The organism is Streptomyces sp. MUSC 14 (genome assembly GCF_001866675.1).
Lineage (GTDB): Bacteria > Actinomycetota > Actinomycetes > Streptomycetales > Streptomycetaceae > Streptomyces.
On record NZ_MLYN01000049.1, the window covers coordinates 89038 to 106109 of the forward strand.

Sequence of the window (17072 nt, forward strand, 5' to 3'; positions counted from 1 at the left end):
CTCCGAACCCGCACAACCTCCGCACAGCGGCCCCGTACGATCACCTGCCTAACCAGCGGTAACTCCCTGTCTGTCGAGGCCCACCGCAGGTGCACGCACGCCAGAGGAGCCGCCCGTGTCCACCCCGTACCCGAACGCCCCCGTCTCCTCCGCCGCCGTCTCCGCCGTCGACTACGACGGCAGGCCCGTCCTGGTCGAGCCCTGGATCCAGCGGCTGGACGGCGCGGTGCGGGAAGTGCACGTGCCGCCGTTCGTGCCCCCGGTCACCCACGGCTCGCTCGCGGACCTGCCGTTCGACAACGCCGAGGCGGCCCCCGGCGCGATCGCGCTCAGCCGCCGTATGCCCGAGGGCGGTTGGCGGGACGTGACGGCCGCGGACTTCGCCGAGCAGGTGCTCGCGGTGGCCAAGGGGCTGATCTCCGAGGGGCTGGTGCCGGGCGACCGGATCGCCGTGATGGCCCGCACCCGCTACGAGTGGTCGCTGCTCGACTTCGCCGCCTGGGCCGCCGGGCTCGTCACCGTGCCCGTCTACCCCACCTCCTCCGTCTTCCAGACCCGCTGGATCCTGCACGACTCCGGAGCCCGCGCCCTCGTCACCGAGACCGCCGCGCAGGCCGCCGCCATCGGGCCCGAGCTGCCGCACCTGCCCGATCTGCGCCATGTGTGGGTGATGGACAAGGAGCACGTGGACCGGCTGGCGGAGGCCGGCGCGCAGGTACCGGACGGTGAGGTCGCCGTGCGGCGCGGCATGATGGGGCCCGCCACCCTCGCCACCCTCATCTACACCTCCGGCACCACCGGCCGCCCCAAGGGCTGCGCGCTGTCCCACGGCAACTTCCTCGCCGAGGTCGACAACGCCGTCGAACTGCTCTACCCGGTCTTCAAGTCGCAGGACGAGGACCCCTCGGTGCTGCTGTTCCTGCCGATGTCGCACGTGTTCGGGCGGATGGTCGCCATCGCGTGCGTCCGGGCCCGGGTGCGGCTCGGACACGCGCCGAGCCTCGCCGCCGAGGACCTGCTGCCGGACCTGGCCGCCTTCCGGCCGACCGCGCTGCTGACCATCCCGTACATGCTGGAGAAGGTCTACAACTCCGCCCGCGCCAAGGCCGAGTCGGGCGGCCGGGTCACGGTCTTCGACCGGGCGGCGGCGACCGCCGTCCGCTACGGCGAGGCGCTGGAGGCCCGGCAGACCGGCACCGGCGGCGGCCCGAGCCGCTCGCTGAAGACCGCCCGCGGCTTCTACGACCCCCTCGTCTACCGCAAGATCCGCGCCGCGATGGGCGGCCGCGTCCGGTACGTCATCTGCGGCGGCTCCCCGCTCGGCCGGCGCCTCGCCGCGTTCTACGCCGGCGCCGGCATCGAGATCTTCGAGGGGTACGGCCTCACCGAGACCACCGCCGCCACGACCTGCACCCCGCCGCTCAAGCCCCGGCTCGGCACCGTCGGCTGGCCGCTGCCCGGCACCCGGGTGCGGATCGCCGCCGACGGGGAGATCCTCGTCGCCGGCGACCACGTCCTGCGCGGCTACTGGGATCCGCAGGCCGGCGGCGTCGTGCCGGCGACCCGGGACGGCTGGCTGGCCACCGGCGACATCGGCGAACTGGACGACGAGGGCTATCTCACCATCACCGGCCGCAAGAAGGAGCTGCTGATCACGGCGGGCGGCAAGTCGGTGGCCCCGGCACCGCTGGAGAACTGGCTGCGCCAGCACCCGCTGATCTCCCAGGTCATGCTGGTCGGCGACGGCCGCCCGTACGTCTCCGCGCTGATCACCCTCGACCCCGACGGCGTCGGTCACTGGCGGCAGATGATCGGCAAGCACGTGGTGCCGCCGGAACTGCTGGTCGGTGACCCGGAGTTGGAGGCGGTCCTGCAGCGGGCGATCGACGAGGCCAACAAGCTGGTGTCCCGCCCCGAGTCCATCCGCCGCTTCGCCGTGCTGCCGCGGGACTTCACCGAGTTCGAGGGCCACCTCACGCCCTCGATGAAGCTCCGCCGCGAGCAGATCATGCGGGACTTCGCACCGGAGGTGGAGGGGCTGTACGAGTCCTCCCGGCCGGAGGCCGGCCGGGAGGCCGGCTGAGGGGCCGCCCGAGGGCCGACTGGTGGGTCGGCACCCGCTCCCCGGTCGGCGCACACCTCGGTCCGGACGCCCGGTGTGCTGCGGAGAGCGGGTTGCCGCCTGGGTCGATCGCGGCCCGGCACCGATCCTCGTACCGCACCGGGGCCTCAGTCAATCCTTGAGATTTATCGGCGAACCCCAGTGATAGCTTGGGTGTTGTGACACTTGAGGACCTTCGTGTGTTCGTGGCCGTGTGCCGGGCCGGCAGCCTCAGCTCGGTCGCCCGCGAGCTCGGCTGCACCCAGTCCGCCGTCAGCCAGCACGTCAAACGGCTGGAGCGGGAGACGGGCCTCGCCCTGCTGGAGCGCCGGCCGCGCGGCGTCGTGACGACCCGGGCCGGGCGGATCCTGGAAGCCGCGGCCGCCGAGGGCATCTCCGGTCTCGACCTCGCCGTACGACAGCTGCGCGATCTGCTCGACGGGCACAGCGGGCACGTCCGCGTGGCCACCGGCGCCACCACCGTACGGCACTTCATGTCCGACGCGGTCGTCGCCTTCCGCCGCCGCCACCCCAAGGTCAACCTGGAGTTCCGCACGGTCAGTTCGGGCCGCGGCACCTTCGACGCGCTCGCCGACGGCACCCTCGACCTCGCCTGGATCACCCTCGGCCCACCGGTGCGGGGCATCGAGCAGCGCACTGTGGCCCAGCTGCCCTGGGTGCTGGCCATACCGGCCGCCGACCCGCTGGCCGCCCGGTCCCGGCTCGACCCCGCCGACCTCGCCGACGTCCCGCTCATCCGGCTGCCGCCCAACTCAGCCTCCGCCGCCCATCTGGACGCCGCCTGCGCCGAGTCGGGCGTGCGCTTCTCCTACGACGCCTCCGTCGCCGACTGGGACACGGCGCTGCTGCTCGCCGAACTGGGCGCGGGCCGGGCCGTCGTACCCGCCGTACCGGGACCGCCCGTGCCCGGCGCGGGACCGCTGCGGCTGATCCCGCTGCCCGGGCTGCGGCCGCTGCCGGTCGGCTGGGCGGTGCGCCGCTGGGACGCGCTGAGCCCGCCCGCCCGGGCCTTCGCCGACACCGTGCGCATCCAGCCGCGGGACCTCGGCGAAAACCGGTAGCCCGGCCGGAAAACCGGTAGCGTGCCCTGGTCCCCCGTCACCCGGGGATCCGTCCGGGACCGGAACGGTAACGCCCCCTCATAGCCTGCCTTTCCACCCTCGCCGACCTCATACCCCGAGCAGAGGCATGAAAGAAGACAACGACGTCCGCCGGATCTTCCTGCTGAACCCGGACCAGCGTCTCGTCCGCGAGGCCGCCGAGGCCGGGGTCCAAGTGCGTTCGGCCCGTGCCGACACCCGCGACGAGCCCGCCCTGCGCGCCCTGCTGGCCGAGGCCGCCGACGCCGGGCTGTTCGTCAACTCCGCCCGCTCCCTCGCCCTGCTCGCGGACCAGGACGCCGTCCAGCGCCTCGTCCGCGACAACCGGCTCTCACCCGGCGGCGGCCGGGTCCCGCCCGGTGCCCTCGGGCTGACCGTGGAGACGCTGAGCGTGCACGGCATGCACCAGTCCGTCGGGATCACCGCGCGCATGCCCTACGGCCTGCTCCACCCGGCCCCGCTGACCGAGGACACCGCCGCCGAGGTGCGCGCCGTGGTGACGGCCCTGCTGGACCTGACCGGCTACCAGTACGGGCCCGCGCACACGAGCGTCGCACTGACCCCGCGCGGCCCGGTCATCACCGGCTGCCGGGCGTGTCTCGCCAGGGACCCGGTGCCCGAACTGCTCAAGGCGGCCGGCGGCTGCGACCTGGCGGCCGGCGCCGTCGACGTGCTCTGCGGCCGGCTCGTGGACGCCGTACGGCCGGGCCGGTTCGCGGCGGCGGCCGTGCTGAACCCGCCGTGGCGGCTGGAGAGCGCCGAGGTCGGGGTCCTGCCGCATGTGCGCCATGTCTCACCGCCCGACGCCCTCGCCCCCGGGCACTTCGTCGTGCACGCCGACTCGCCCGAGGTGGCGGCCCGGCGGGTGACCTCGCTGAAGGCGCTGGTCACCGGCGACGCCGGCTGATCCGGACACCGGGAACGGATCGGGAACGAACCGGTACGGCCCCGAGGCACCGTTGGTATGTCGCCGGAAGAAGGACGACGACGCCAGCGACACCAACGGGAGGCGGAGTCAGGATGCTGAAGTTCTCGGTCCTCGGGGCGCTGCATGTCCGTACCGTGTCCGGTCCCGCGGAGATCTCCGGCGACCTGCAGCGCACCCTCGTGCAGACGCTGCTGATCAGCGAGGGCCAGCCGGTCTCCGGGGAGAGCCTCGTCGAGGAGATGTGGGGCGAGGCCGTCCCCGACAACCAGGCCAACGCGCTCCAGGCGCATGTCAGCCGGCTGCGCCGCAAGCTGCGCGCCCTGGAGCCGGACCGGCCCGCCTCGCGCGTCACCATCCACCCCTCCGGCTACCGGCTGACCGTCGCCGAGGGCGAGCTGGATGCCGCCGAGTTCGTCGGCGCCGTACGGCGGGCCGAGGCGGCCCTGCCGGACGACGCCGGGAACACCGCCCGGCTGCTGCGCGAGGTGCTGGCGCTGTGGCGCGGGCCCGTCTTCGGCGGCCTGACCGGCGGCACCCTGTGCCAGCTGGCCGCCGCCCGCTACGAGGAGTACCGGATGCGGGCGATGGAGCTGCGCTTCGACGCCGAGTTGCGGCTGGGACGGCACGCGGCCGTCCTCGCGGAGCTGGCCGAGGCGCACACCAACCACCCGCTGCGCGAGCGCTTCTGCGAGCAGTTGATGATCGCCCTGTACGGCGCGGGACGGCAGGCCGACGCCCTCGACGTCTTCCGCCGGATGCGCCGTCTGCTCGACGCCGAGCTGGGCATCCAGCCCTCCCCGGCGCTGCGCCGGGTGGAGAACGCGATCCTGCGCCACGACCCGGCGCTGGCAGGCGATGCGCACGCGACCCTCCTCCAGCTCGCGTGAAGATGGTTAGCTGTCCGTCGGGACAGAGCTGTCCGCCGGGGCCGAGCTGTGCGCCGCGAGGACGGAATCACCTCCTCCGCGCCGCTCGGTCCGGTACAACCTAGGTGGTCCCGAGCATCTCGGGCCGAACGGTGCGACGGGGTGGAGGGGACGCATTCGTGGATTCGGCGCCACCGTCGGCATCGGGTCGTCCTGTCGTACGGTTCAACATCCTCGGATCGCTGGAAGGCTGGCACGGCGAGCACCGGCTGCGGCTCGGCAGCCCGACCCAGGAACGCGTCCTGGTCACCCTGCTGCTGGAGCCCGGGCGCATGGTGCCGCTGCCCCGGCTGGTCGCCGCAGCCTGGGACGAGGCGCCGCCGCAGACCGCCGGCCACCAGATCCGCAAGTGCGTCGCCGCGCTGCGCACCCACATCCCCGACGGTGCCTCGGTGATCGTCACCGACGGCGCCGGATACCGGGCGATGCTCGGCGAACACCAGCTGGATCTGCACGAGTTCACCCAGTGGGCCCGCCAGGCCCGGCAGGCGGTGGCCGCCGGGCGCGCCGCCGAGGCGGTCGGGCATCTGCGGGCCTGCCTGGACCTGTGGCGCGGCCCGGTCATGGCGGGCGCCGGCGGCACGGTGATCACGGCGGCCTCCGCGGCGCTGGAGGAGCGCCACATGGCGGTCGCCGAGCAGTACTTCGAGCTCCAGCTCGAACTCGGCCAGTCCGCCGAACTGGTCGGCCCGCTACGCGAGTTGGTCATCGCCCATCCGCTGCGGGAGACCCTGCGCGGCCGTCTGATGCTCGCCCTGTACCGGGCCGGCCGGCAGGCGGAGGCGCTGGAGGAGTTCGGCCGGGTGCGCGCGCTGCTCGTGGAGGAGCTGGGCATCGACCCGGGCGCCGAACTGACCCGGCTGTACGAGGCCATCCTGCGTGACAGCCCCGAAGTGGCCCCGCGGGTACCGCAGTCCGTGGCCGACCGCGCCGCACTCCTCGCCCCCGCGGCCTACCTCCAGCCGTCCGCCTCCGAGCCCGCGCCCTGCACCCTGCCCTACGACCTGCCCGACTTCACCGGGCGCGAGGCGGAACTGGCGCGGATCCTGGAGGCGGGGCGGGCCCCGGCCGGCGGGAGCACGCGGATCGTCGGCGTCGACGGGATGGGCGGCAGCGGCAAGAGCGCGCTCGCGGTGCACGCGGCCCATCTGCTCGCCGCCGACTACCCGGACGGGCAGCTCTTCGTCGACCTGCGCGGCTTCAGCCCCGGCGAGAAGGCGCAGGAGCCGTCCGCCGTCCTGCACTCCCTGCTGCGTGCCGTCGGCATCCCGGACGACCGGATACCCGATGACCTGGAGCGACGTACGACGCTCTGGCGAACCGTTTCGGCGCAGCGAAGACTCCTGCTGCTCCTCGACAACGCCGCCGACGCCGCCCAGGTCCGCCCGCTGCTGCCCACCGCCGAGGACTGCCTGGCCATCCTCACCGGCCGGGTCCGGATGCTCGACCTGGACGGCGCCGAGTGGCTCTCCCTCGGCCTGCTCTCGCCCGACGACAGCGCGACCCTGCTCACCCGGACCCTCGGCGCCGACCGCACCACCGCCGAACCCGAGGCCACCGCCCGGCTGGCCGGCCTGTGCGGCGGACTGCCCCTCGCCCTGCGCATCACCACCGCCCGGCTGCGCAACCGCCCCCGCTGGACCGTGCAGTACCTGGTCGACCGGCTTGCCGACGAGACCCGGCGGCTGCGCGAGCTGAGCGCCGGGGAGCGCAGCGTCGAGGCCACACTCCGGCTGTCGTACCAGGCGATGGACGCGGACCAGCGCATCGCCTTCCGCCTCCTCGGCCTGCACCCGGGCAGCGCGATCGACGTCCACTCCGCCGCCGCGCTGCTCGGCACCGACGTCCACGACGCCGAGGACACCCTGGAGAACCTCCTCGACGCCCACCTCCTGGAACAGCACGAGGCAGGGCTGTACGGCTTCCACGACCTGGTGCGCACGTACGCGATGAGCGTGCGGGAGGCGGAGGACGACGAGGAGGGGGCGGTGGGGCGGTTGGTGGGGTATTACACGCTGGCCACGGACGTGGCGTGCGAGGTGTTGTTTCCCGGCCGTGAGCCCTTCGGTGACCCACCGGCCGACGACGCGCCGGAACTGCCCCGGCTGGGCGTCGGTGAGCAGGCGCTGCGCTGGTTCGACCGCGAGTACGAGGCGCTGCTCGCGATCCTCTCCAGGGCGTCCGCGCAGGATCTGCACCGCACCGCCGCCCTGTTGGGCCGCAATCTGCTGTTCTATCTCAACCTGCGCGGACAGAACGAGCAGTTCCGGGTGATCAGCCGGATCGCGGTCGGTGCCTGCCAGCAACTCGGCGACCGGGAGCTGCTGGGCCTGAGCCTGACCAATCTGGCCATCGCGCACTGGTGGCTCGGCGACTTCCAGGACGGCATCACCACGGCGCAGGAGGCCTTGGACCTGGCCGATGCCGACGACCGCAGCACCAGGGCATTCTGCCTCGACGTGCTCGGCCTGCTGCACGGGGCGCTCGGCCACTTCGACGAGGCCCGCACCCACCTGTCCCAGGGCATCCGGCTGCACCGGGAGGTGCGGGCACCTCGCGACGAGGCACAGGCGCTGGTCAACCTGAGCACCGTGCAGACCTGGGCGGGTCACTACGCCGAGGGCGCCCGGCACGCGGCCCGGGCCACCGAACTCAACCGGCGCCTCGGCGAGCGCAACAACGAGATCTCCTCGCTGACCTGGCTGGCCCTCGCTCACCTCGGCACGGGCGACGACGAGCGGGCCCGCGCCTGCCTCGCTCAGGCACTCGAACTGTGCGACGAGTCCCGCAAGCCCGGGAACGTGGCCGTCGTCCTTGCACTCTGGGCGCAGGTCTGCCAACGCCTCGGCGATGTGCGCTCGGTCGTCGAACACGCCGAGCGAGCCCTGGATCTGGTCACCGCCGAGGGCAACGCCCTGCGGCAGGCGACCGTGGCCAACCTGGTGGGCCTGGTGTATCTGCGGCGCGCCGCGCCCGACCGGGCGATGGAACTGCACTGCCGTGCCCACGAATTGGCCTCCCGGCTCGGCTACCGCTTCGAGGTCGCCCGGGCGCTGCACGGCATGGCGGAGGCGGCACAGGCGCTGGGCGAGGCTCCGGCGGCGCGTCGGCACCGACAGGCGGCGGAGGCGCTGTACGACGCGATGGGCGTGACCGAGGCGGGCAGGCGGCTGTAGGCGAGGAAGCGCACCGACGGGACAGACGCCCGGTCGGTGCGGTCGCTGCCCCGGACGGTCAGGGGTTGACGCTGCGCGGGTCGCGCTCGTCCGCCAGCACCGGACCCGACGCCATGTGCGAGCCCGACAGACCGGCCGTGACCTGCGCCAGGTCACGCCCCACACCGTTCGCCGGGCCGGCCGCGGCGATACCGAGCGTCAGGACACCCGCGCCGGCGAGTGCGGTCAGAGCCGTCTTCGTACGCAGTGCGATGGAACGCATGGTGTATCCCCCAGGAAGAGACGGATCGTGAACCGGTCGCCGGGCCTTCCCCCGACGCCGCGACCGATGCTCTTGGGCCACGATCCCCATGCCGTCCCCGCTGGTTCCCGTAGCAGGTCAGGCTCCCGGTACTCCCGGATTCAAGCGTTCCGCAAGCGCTCCTCAAGCACTCCCGCGATCCGCGTCAGGCGTCCCGTCGCGCGGACAGAAAGGCCTGGGGGACCTTCTCGGCGAGGTGTACCTCGGGCTCGCGGACCGGGCGCGAGGGGCCGGCGGAACTCCGGAAGAGTGCCGGGAGCGCCCCGTCGGCGGTGCCGAGGCCGAGCCCGAAGGACAGCGGCTGCCCGGTGAGCCGGACCAGCCCCACCGGCAGCTCGCCGAACGGGCGCCGGGGGCAGGGGATCAGGCGACCCCGGCGGCCCGCAGCAGCGCGGTCGTCGCCGCCGCTCCCACGACCACCACGACGAACGGTGCCCGCCGCCAGGCGAGCAGGACGGCCATCAGCACCCCGGCCGGCCGGGCCCACCCGGCGAAGCCGCCGCCCTCGGTCAGCGCGCCCGTGGCCAGCAGGGCGACCAGCAGGACCACCGCCCCGGCCGAGGCCAACTCCTGGACGCGCGGCGGAACCGTCACGCGCCCGTGCAGCACCGGTCCGATCAGCCGGAAGGCGTACGTGCCGACGGCGAGGGCCAGGATCACGACGACCGTGGCGTTCATGCGGAGGCCTCCTTCCGGGCGGTCGGTCCCCGGTGCAGGAAGAGCCCGGCCAGAGCGACCAGCACCGGCACCCCGGCCGGCACCGCGGGCGTCACGGCCAGTGCCAGCGCGGCACCGACCAGCGCGCACCGTCGTACCGCCGCGTCGGCGCGCAGCGCGGGCAGGACCAGGGCGACCAGGACGGCCGGGAAGGCGGCGTCCAGGCCGTAGCGGGCGGTGTCGCCGAGCGCGCTGCCGGCCAGTGCGCCCGCGAGCACGCCGATGTTCCACACGGCGAAGAGCCCGAGGCCGGATATCCAGAAGGCCCGCCGCTGCCGTACCGGATCGCTCTGGGCGAGAGCGAAGGCGACCGTCTCGTCGGTGACCAGGTGCGCGCCGAGGAAGCGGGCCGCGCGGCCGGTGCCGAGGATCTCCGCGACGGCCAGGCCGAACGCGGCCGTACGGGTGTTGAGCAGCAGCCCGGTGGCCGCCGCCGCGACCGGCCCGCCCCCGGCGAGCAGCACACCGACCGCGCTGAACTGGGCCGATCCCGCGTACACCAGCACGGACATCAGCACCGGTACCCACAGCGGCAGCCCGCCCGCGACGGAGACCGCACCGAAGGAGACGCCGACGATGCCGCTGGCCAGCCAGACGAGCGAGGCGTCGCGGACCAGCGAGCGGTCCTCGGACATGCCGGAGGGCGCCGGGGGAGCGGACGGCGTCGGGGGTATCGGGGGTGTCGGGGTTGTTCGTTGTGGCGAACGCATGTTTCCTACAATGGACAGTGAGCACCCTGTCCGTCAAGGCGAACGATCGTACCGATGGAGCGAACGACATGCGCGAGGTCCCCGACCGGCTCCCGATGGACTGGATCGCCGCGTCCCTCAAGCGCGAGCGCACCCGTGCCGGGCTGTCCCTGTCCGAGCTGGCCAAGCGCGCCGGAATCGCCAAGTCCACGCTGTCCCAGCTGGAGGCCGCGAGCGGGAATCCGAACGTCGAGACGCTCTGGGCGCTCGCGGTGGCGCTGGGGGTGCCGTTCAGTGTGCTGGTCGAGCCGCCGGTGCAGGGTGTCCAGGTGATCCGCGCCGGCGAGGGCCCCGGCGTCGGCTCCGAGCAGGCCAGTTTCGTCGGCACGCTGCTGTCGGCGAGCCCGCCCGGGGCGCGCCGGGACATTTACCGGATCGGTGCGGAACCGGGCTCGGCCCGCGCGGCGGAGCCGCATATTCCGGGCACGGTGGAGCATCTGATCGTCGGCACGGGACGGGTGAAGGCGGGGCCGGCCGGAGAAGAGGCGGAACTGGGCCCCGGTGACTACATGACGTACCGCGGGGATGTCCCCCACTCGTACGAGGCGCTGATGCCGGGCACGACCTTCGTCCTCGTCATGCAGCACGTGTAGGGAATTCGCCGGGAATTCACAAAAGATGTCCCGGCAAAGGCAGGAGCCCCGTCGCCTTACGGCGTGGGGCTCCTTGGGTACTGCACTCAGGTTCTGCGATCAGGCAGTGATCAGACGGGGGTGACGTTCTCCGCCTGCGGACCCTTCGGGCCCTGCGTCACGTCGAAGGAGACCTGCTGGTTCTCCTCGAGCGAACGGAAGCCCTGGGCGTTGATCGCGGAGTAGTGAACGAAGACGTCGGGGCCGCCGCCCTCCTGGGCGATGAAGCCAAAGCCCTTTTCGGCGTTGAACCACTTAACGGTTCCGGTAGCCATAAGCCCTCCTTGGGCTCAAAAGGGTTGCCCTGCTCCAGAACCTGCACGTGCGAAACGGTGCTGCACAACTGCAATCGTCTGAAAACGACGAGAGCCCGCGGTCACATGCTCCGCAGGCTCTGTACTGCAAGGGAAACCAAACTGCAACTTGCGGCGAGCCTAGCACGCGGGCAGCCGAAAGCAATAGAGGGCAAGATCACTTCACCCGGATGTTTGAACGGCTGTTAGTCCGTTCGATGGCGGGGTCGGTCCCAGCACCGTACCGCACGGGGTCTAGTCTCGCGATGTGGACAATTCTCGCACCCGGCCACGCGTGGGCCACATCCAGTTCCTGAACTGCCTGCCCCTCTACTGGGGGCTCGCGAGAACCGGCACGCTCCTCGACTTCGAGCTGACCAAGGACACCCCGGAGAAGCTCAGCGAGCAGCTCGTGCGCGGCGATCTCGACATCGGTCCGATCACCCTCGTCGAGTTCCTGCGCAACGCGGACGACCTCGTCGCCTTTCCCGACATCGCCGTCGGCTGCGACGGCGACGTCATGTCCTGCGTGATCGTCTCGCAGGTCCCCCTCGACCGCCTCGACGGTGCCCGGGTCGCCCTCGGCTCGACCTCCCGCACCTCGGTCCGGCTCGCCCAGCTGCTCCTCGCCGAGCGCTACGGCGTCCAGCCCGAGTACTACACCTGCCCGCCCGACCTCAGCCTGATGATGCAGGAGGCCGACGCCGCCGTCCTGATCGGGGACGCGGCGCTGCGCGCCAACCTCCTCGACGGCCCGCGCTACGGCCTGACCGTGCACGACCTCGGCCGGATGTGGAAGGAGTGGACCGGCCTGCCGTTCGTCTTCGCGGTCTGGGCGGCCCGCAGGGAGTACCTGGAGCGCGAGCCGCTCATCACCCGCCAGGTCCACGAGGCCTTCCTCGACTCCCGCAACGTCTCCCTGGAGGAGGTCGGCAAGGTCGCCGAACAGGCCGCCCGCTGGGAGAACTTCGACGAGGCGACCCTGGCGCAGTACTTCACCACCCTCGACTTCAGCTTCGGCGCCCCGCAGCTGACGGCCGTCACCGAGTTCGCCCGCCGGGTGGGCCCGACGACGGGGTTTCCGGCGGACGTGAAGGTGGACCTGCTGAGGCCGTGAGCCGCCGCGGTCCCGGTACCGTCCATGCCGTATCGGCCGGACCGGCCCCCGTATCGGCCACCGGGCGCTCCGGCCCGTCCTCTCCGAGATCATTAAGGTACGGCGTCGGCGAACACCGCCGGTCCACACAGGGGAGACGGGGAAGGACGGGACAGCCCGCCACGGAGACACTGCAGCCTGACGATCCACGGGAGTTGGGCGGCTACCGCCTGCTGCGCAGGCTCGGCGCAGGCGGCATGGGCCGGGTGTACCTGGCCCGTTCGGGCGGCGGCCGCACCGTAGCCGTGAAGGTCGTACGCCCCGACCTCGCCGCCGACGCCGATTTCCGGCAGCGCTTCCGGCACGAGGCGGAGACCGCCCAGGCGGTCTCCGGCCGTCACGCCGCCGCCGTCGTGGCCGCCGACCCGGACGCGCCGCTGCCCTGGCTCGCGACGTCGTACGTCCTCGGCCCCGACCTGACGGAGGTCGTCGCCGCGCACCGAGCGCTCCCGGAGCACACCGTGCGCGCGCTCGGCGCCGGGCTCGCGGCCGCCCTCCAGGAGATCCACGCGGCCGGGCTCATCCACCGCGACCTCAAGCCCTCCAACGTCCTGCTCGCCGCGGACGGCCCGCGCGTCATCGACTTCGGCATCGCGCGGGCGGTGGACGGCACCCGGATGACACAGACCGGGGTGGTGGTCGGCTCGCCCGGCTACATGCCGCCGGAACAGGCGCTCGGCAAGGACGTGGGTCCGGCGGGCGACGTCTTCTCCCTGGGCGCCGTCCTTGCCTTCGCCGCGACCGGCCGCAGCGCCTTCGGCGTCGGCGCCCCCTCGCACGCGGCGCTCCTCTACCAGGTCGTCCACGGCGAGCCCGACCTGACCGGCATACCGCGCTCGCTGCTCGGCCTGGTCCGGGCCTGCCTGCTGATGGACCCCGCAGACCGCCCCGCCCCGGCCGAGATCGCCGCCGCGCTCGCCCCGCAGGGCGTCGAGGGCGCACTCCACGACTGGCTGCCCTCGGCGGTGGCCTCCACGATCGCCACGCACGCGGCCGGCATCCTCGCCCTGGAGGCCCCGTCGGAGCAACCCCCCGCCACGGTCCCCTCGTTCGGCCCACCACCGCCGATGCCGTCCGACCCCCGCACCGCGCCGCCCGCTTCGCCCCCGGCCTACGGCTACCCGCAGGCGGTCCAGGCGGGCTCCCACGGCACACCGGCGACGGGAACACCGGCCGTAACTCCGCTCCCTGCGGCAGTACTTGACGCTCCCGGCACCGTGCAGCTCGGCGCATCCCGCCCCACCGCCCCCACCCGGCGCCGCGCACTGTCCCTGGCGCTCACCGGTGCCGCGGGCGTCGTGGCCGTCGGCGGGGGTGCGGCGTGGTGGCTCGGCCGGGACAAGGGGACGGGTGCCGGCGGCGCCCGCGGCCGGTCGGGTTCGGCCGAGCCCGCCGCCGAGCAGTTCACCACCCCGCCCGCCGGAGTGGCCCCGCAGCCGCTGTGGCACCAGAGCGCGGGCGAGGACGCCAACAACACGGACGTCCCGCTCCTCGCCTACGACGGCCTGCTGCTGATCAGCGGCGACCCGCTGGTGGCCTACGACGTGAAGACGGGCAAGCCGCGCTGGTCCAAGAAGAGCATCTGCCAGTCCGGGGCCCAGCTGTACTTCCGGGACGGCAAGCTGTTCCTGCTGGACGGCGCTGACTTCACCGGCGCCGTGATCGCCTACGACGTCACGACCGGCCAGGAGTCCTGGCGCAGGCGGCCCGACCGGAACGTCGACGTCAGGAGCACGATCGGGATCGACGACAAGAACGTCTACGTCACCCTGTCCCACGGCAAGGAGAAGAACGACGAGTTCCAGACGGCCGTCGCCGCGATCAGCCGCAGCACAGGCCGGACGGTGTGGCAGCAGAAGCGCGACTGGGGTACCCAGGACTACGAGGTCCAGGGAGCCGTCTACGGCAAGCGGCTCGTCTACACCGACGGGCTGTACAACCTGACCGTGCGCGGCACCGCCACCGGTCAGCAGCTGTGGAGCAAGAAGATCGGCGACAAGTGGAGCTGGATCCCCACGGTCGCGAACGGCCTCGTCTTCGTGCCGGGCGACGAACTGAAGGCCCTGGACCTGGAGTCGCGCCACCCGCTGGACGCTGTCCGCCAACGGCCGGCGCGGCTTCGTCAACCCGACCGCGATCGACGGGGTGCTGTACGCGGGCGACGGCGACCGGGGCGTCTGGGCCGTCGACGCCACGTCGGGCACGCGGATCTGGCTGTGCGACGAGAACACCAGGGGTTCGCAGTCGTTCCTCAACGCCGGCGAGATCCTCTACGGAGCCGGCGACTCCCTGGCCGGCGGCGTGGCCGCGATCGACGCCGCCACCGGCAAGGTCCGCTGGACCTGGACCGACGAGAACAGCGACGGCGGCCTCGGCGCCTGGCGGATCGCCCTGTCCGGCAGTCGGCTGCTGGCGACGAACGGGCCGGATGTGTGTGGGATGCCGGCGGTGTGAGGCGGAAACAGGCTGCGGAATCCGTCCGGCTTCCGCGGCGTGCCTGCGCCGCCGGGGCCGTCAGGAGTTCGACGGGGCTTTGTAGAGCCGTACCGTGGTGGCGATCTTCCGTATGGTCCCCTCCGGTACCTCGGCGGGCACGTTCTTGGCGCCGAAGAACGACCAGGAGACCAGGTCTCCCGCGGCGTTCTTGAAGCCGAAGGTCCACGCCTTGCCGTCCGACGCGCACTTCTTCGTCTTCTTCACGCCCATGGACCAGGCGATGCCCAGACTGCCCTTGAGGCCGGAGGCCGTGGTGAACGCCTCGGTGCTGGTCTTCACGTCTGCCCTGTCCGGCTGGGTGTACCCCCCGTACACCCAGGTCTTCGGGTCTGAGCCGGCGATGTCCTGCGTGCTGCGGTAACCGTTGTTGCCTCTCGTACCCACCTGGGCCAGTGGTGTGTTCTCCAGCGTGCCGTCCCGGTCGTCGTCCGAGGAGCACCACTTCTTCTGCAGCATGGCGACATTGCGTATCGCGATGAGCGGTTTGTCCTCCGGATCCCCGTCCTTGGCGACATACGAGACCCAGCCGTTGGACTGGATCTCCCATTCGGGCGGGACATCGAACGCGATTCCCTGGGTCGGGTTCGTCAGGACCTTCCACCCCTTGATCGTGGCGGTGAGCGCGTCCGGTCCCCGAGGGTCGTCGGAACTGTGCGACGGCGATGCGGTGTTGGTCGGCGCCGGATCAGGCTTGTCGTGCTTGTGGCCGCCGCCGAGCACCAGGAATCCGGTGACGCCCGAGGCGAGCACGACGGCCGCCGCAGCGATGACGGCGACGACGCCGGTCCGGTTCCGGCCGCCCGGCGGGGGCGTCGGCACGGGTGCGCCGGCGGCCGGTTGCGCGGGCATCTGCCAGGGCTGAGGCTGCTGGTACGGGTTCGCATGGAACGGGCCGGGGCGGGCCTGCTCGTACGGGTTGGACTGATGTCCGCCCGGGGGCTGCTGCGGGTTCTGGCCGCCCACCGGCGGCTGCTCTCCTGGCCACATGCGCCGTAACGATACGGCGGCCGCCTTCCAGGGCGCGACCGATGACATTCCGAACGTCACCGAGTCTGCTGGAGCGGTGTATTCGTTGGTAGTTGACGAGACAGTGCCACTGGGGAGTGAGCCGTTATGGAACCATGCAGCGAGGCCGGATGAACGGCATGCCGCTCTGCATCGCCGCCGTGCTGTGGGGCGCGGTGGCAGGGGCGCTGCTTCCCAGGGCCGCCTGCCGTTTCGCGGTTCCGGCGGGGGAGGGCTGGCGGGACCGGTGCCCGGAGGGACACGCGCTGCGAGGCTGGCTCGGACCGGCACGCTGCGGAGAGTGCGCGAGGAGGGGGGCGGCCGCCGCCGAGCCGTCTGATGCGTGCGCACCGCCGTGTCCGGCCGAACCGTCGGGCACGTCAGGACCTTCCCCCGGCACCCTGCCGTACACCCCCTCCGCTCCCCTCCTCGCCGCCGTCACCGCTCTCCTGTGCGCCGTCCTCACCGTCGCCACCGGAACCCGGCCGGAGCTGGTGGTCTGGCTGCTGCTCGCGCCTGTCGGGGTGCTGCTGGCCGTGGTCGATTTCAGGGTGCAGCGGCTGCCCGACCCGCTGACCCTGCCGCTCGCCCCCGTCGCCCTCGCGCTGCTGGGCCTGGCCGCTCTGCTGCCCGAGCACGCCGGCCACTGGTCCACCGCGCTGTACGGTGCGCTTGCGCTGGGCGCGGGCTATTTCGGGTTGTTCCTCGTCCATCCCTCCGGCATGGGCTTCGGCGACGTGAAGCTGGCGGTCGGCATGGGCGCCGTACTCGGCTGGTACGGCTGGTCCGTCGTGCTGCTCGGCGCCTTCGCCGGTTTCCTGCTGGGCGCGGTGTACGGCGGTGCGCTGGTCGTCGTACGGCGGGCGGGGCGCAGGACGGCGATCCCGTTCGGGCCGTTCCTGCTGTCCGGCGCCCTGGCCGGGCTGGTGATCGGCGCGTGCGCGGCCTGAGGTCAGCGGCGTGAAACGGCTGGCGTACGCTGGTTCGGTCCGTCCACAAGCCATTACGAAAGGGACGCGTCCGGTGACCGAGAAGGCCGACCTTCAGCCCGTCCTCGACCGTGCCGCTGCCGGTGGGCGGATCACCCCGGAAGAGGCTCTCGTCCTCTACCGGGACGCCCCGCTGCACGCGCTGGGCGCCGCCGCCGACGCCGTGCGCCGCCGCAAGTACGCCGGGATCGAGCACATCGCGACGTACATCATCGAGCGGAACATCAACTACACGAACGTGTGCGTCACGGCGTGCAGGTTCTGCGCCTTCTACGCGGCTCCCAAGGACACCGACAAGGGCTGGACCCGCGACCTGGACGACATCCTGCGCCGCTGCGCGGAGACCGTCGAGCTGGGCGGCACCCAGATCATGTTCCAGGGCGGCCACCACCCGGACTACGGCGTCGAGTACTACGAGAAGCACTTCAAGGCCATCAAGGACGCCTACCCCCAGCTCGTCATCCACTCCCTCGGCGCGTCCG

16 protein-coding genes and 1 pseudogene are annotated in these 17072 nt (G+C 72.5%); 11 read left to right on the forward strand and 6 right to left on the reverse strand.

Annotation, left to right across the window (positions count from 1 at the left end):
- The first annotated feature begins 115 nt into the window (after positions 1-115).
- From BIV25_RS30085 to BIV25_RS30105, 5 genes are all read left to right on the forward strand, one after another.
- Positions 116-2083, forward strand: a complete 1968-nt coding sequence (locus BIV25_RS30085; RefSeq protein WP_071375601.1) for a long-chain fatty acid--CoA ligase — start codon at positions 116-118, stop codon at positions 2081-2083.
- Between the two features lie 197 nt (positions 2084-2280).
- On the forward strand, positions 2281-3183 hold the full coding sequence (locus BIV25_RS30090) for a LysR family transcriptional regulator (RefSeq protein WP_071375602.1): 903 nt from the start codon (positions 2281-2283) through the stop codon (positions 3181-3183).
- 127 nt (positions 3184-3310) lie between these two features.
- Complete coding sequence (locus BIV25_RS30095; RefSeq protein ID WP_071375603.1) at positions 3311-4129, forward strand: hypothetical protein; 819 nt, start codon at positions 3311-3313, stop codon at positions 4127-4129.
- Between the two features lie 113 nt (positions 4130-4242).
- Complete coding sequence (locus tag BIV25_RS30100) at positions 4243-5037, forward strand: AfsR/SARP family transcriptional regulator (RefSeq protein WP_071375604.1); 795 nt, start codon at positions 4243-4245, stop codon at positions 5035-5037.
- Between the two features lie 158 nt (positions 5038-5195).
- Positions 5196-8252: a BTAD domain-containing putative transcriptional regulator gene (locus tag BIV25_RS30105; RefSeq protein ID WP_071375605.1), complete on the forward strand. Its 3057-nt coding sequence runs from the start codon at positions 5196-5198 to the stop codon at positions 8250-8252.
- A gap of 58 nt (positions 8253-8310) precedes the next feature.
- On the opposite strand, the gene BIV25_RS30110 is transcribed toward BIV25_RS30105, so the two are convergent.
- From BIV25_RS30110 to BIV25_RS30125, 4 genes are all read right to left on the reverse strand, one after another.
- Positions 8311-8514, reverse strand: coding sequence for a hypothetical protein (locus tag BIV25_RS30110; RefSeq protein ID WP_071375606.1), 204 nt, complete (start codon positions 8512-8514; stop codon positions 8311-8313).
- Positions 8515-8698: 184 nt separating this feature from the next.
- Positions 8699-8881: a hypothetical protein gene (locus tag BIV25_RS30115; RefSeq protein ID WP_071375607.1), complete on the reverse strand. Its 183-nt coding sequence runs from the start codon at positions 8879-8881 to the stop codon at positions 8699-8701.
- Between the two features lie 35 nt (positions 8882-8916).
- Complete coding sequence (locus BIV25_RS30120; RefSeq protein WP_071375608.1) at positions 8917-9231, reverse strand: AzlD domain-containing protein; 315 nt, start codon at positions 9229-9231, stop codon at positions 8917-8919.
- Entirely contained in the window at positions 9228-9980 is a 753-nt protein-coding gene (locus BIV25_RS30125; protein ID WP_079176972.1) for an AzlC family ABC transporter permease, read from the reverse strand. Before BIV25_RS30125 ends, BIV25_RS30120 begins: the two co-directional genes overlap by 4 nt.
- 68 nt (positions 9981-10048) lie before the next feature.
- Here BIV25_RS30125 and BIV25_RS30130 point away from each other — a divergent pair, with 68 nt between their 5' ends.
- Positions 10049-10612, forward strand: a complete 564-nt coding sequence (locus BIV25_RS30130) for a helix-turn-helix domain-containing protein (protein WP_071375624.1) — start codon at positions 10049-10051, stop codon at positions 10610-10612.
- A 110-nt stretch (positions 10613-10722) separates the two neighbouring features.
- On the opposite strand, the gene BIV25_RS30135 is transcribed toward BIV25_RS30130, so the two are convergent.
- Positions 10723-10926, reverse strand: coding sequence for a cold-shock protein (locus tag BIV25_RS30135; RefSeq protein WP_003974443.1), 204 nt, complete (start codon positions 10924-10926; stop codon positions 10723-10725).
- Between the two features lie 286 nt (positions 10927-11212).
- Here BIV25_RS30135 and BIV25_RS30140 point away from each other — a divergent pair, with 286 nt between their 5' ends.
- The 3 genes and pseudogenes from BIV25_RS30140 (at position 11213) to BIV25_RS53345 (ending at position 14554) form a co-directional block, all read left to right on the forward strand.
- A complete protein-coding gene (locus BIV25_RS30140; RefSeq protein WP_071375610.1) occupies positions 11213-12061 on the forward strand; it encodes a menaquinone biosynthetic enzyme MqnA/MqnD family protein in 849 nt (282 codons plus the stop codon).
- 236 nt (positions 12062-12297) lie between these two features.
- Positions 12298-14004: pseudogene (locus tag BIV25_RS30145) on the forward strand (protein kinase); the annotation flags it as partial.
- Positions 14005-14236: 232 nt separating this feature from the next.
- Entirely contained in the window at positions 14237-14554 is a 318-nt protein-coding gene (locus BIV25_RS53345; protein WP_371273080.1) for a PQQ-binding-like beta-propeller repeat protein, read from the forward strand.
- A 60-nt stretch (positions 14555-14614) separates the two neighbouring features.
- Here BIV25_RS53345 and BIV25_RS30150 read toward each other — a convergent pair whose 3' ends face one another.
- Positions 14615-15583: a hypothetical protein gene (locus BIV25_RS30150; RefSeq protein ID WP_079176973.1), complete on the reverse strand. Its 969-nt coding sequence runs from the start codon at positions 15581-15583 to the stop codon at positions 14615-14617.
- A gap of 134 nt (positions 15584-15717) precedes the next feature.
- On the opposite strand from BIV25_RS30150, the gene BIV25_RS30155 reads away from it, so the two are divergent.
- On the forward strand, positions 15718-16551 hold the full coding sequence (locus BIV25_RS30155) for an A24 family peptidase (RefSeq protein WP_256256235.1): 834 nt from the start codon (positions 15718-15720) through the stop codon (positions 16549-16551).
- Between the two features lie 73 nt (positions 16552-16624).
- The coding region (locus BIV25_RS30160) for a radical SAM protein (protein ID WP_143076725.1) at positions 16625-17072 on the forward strand (448 nt) is incomplete at its 3' end.

Excerpts from the sequence above, each read along its gene's own strand:
- BIV25_RS30095 (WP_071375603.1), top strand. The coding sequence starts at position 3,311 with ATGAAAGAAGACAACGACGTCCGCCGGATCTTCCTGCTGAACCCGGAC.
- BIV25_RS30100 (WP_071375604.1), top strand. The coding sequence starts at position 4,243 with ATGCTGAAGTTCTCGGTCCTCGGGGCGCTGCATGTCCGTACCGTGTCC.
- BIV25_RS30110 (WP_071375606.1), bottom strand. The coding sequence starts at position 8,514 with ATGCGTTCCATCGCACTGCGTACGAAGACGGCTCTGACCGCACTCGCC.
- BIV25_RS30120 (WP_071375608.1), bottom strand. The coding sequence starts at position 9,231 with ATGAACGCCACGGTCGTCGTGATCCTGGCCCTCGCCGTCGGCACGTAC.
- BIV25_RS30125 (WP_079176972.1), bottom strand. The coding sequence starts at position 9,980 with ATGCGTTCGCCACAACGAACAACCCCGACACCCCCGATACCCCCGACG.
- BIV25_RS30130 (WP_071375624.1), top strand. The coding sequence starts at position 10,049 with ATGCGCGAGGTCCCCGACCGGCTCCCGATGGACTGGATCGCCGCGTCC.
- BIV25_RS30135 (WP_003974443.1), bottom strand. The coding sequence starts at position 10,926 with ATGGCTACCGGAACCGTTAAGTGGTTCAACGCCGAAAAGGGCTTTGGC.
- BIV25_RS30150 (WP_079176973.1), bottom strand. The coding sequence starts at position 15,583 with ATGTGGCCAGGAGAGCAGCCGCCGGTGGGCGGCCAGAACCCGCAGCAG.
- BIV25_RS30155 (WP_256256235.1), top strand. The coding sequence starts at position 15,718 with ATGCAGCGAGGCCGGATGAACGGCATGCCGCTCTGCATCGCCGCCGTG.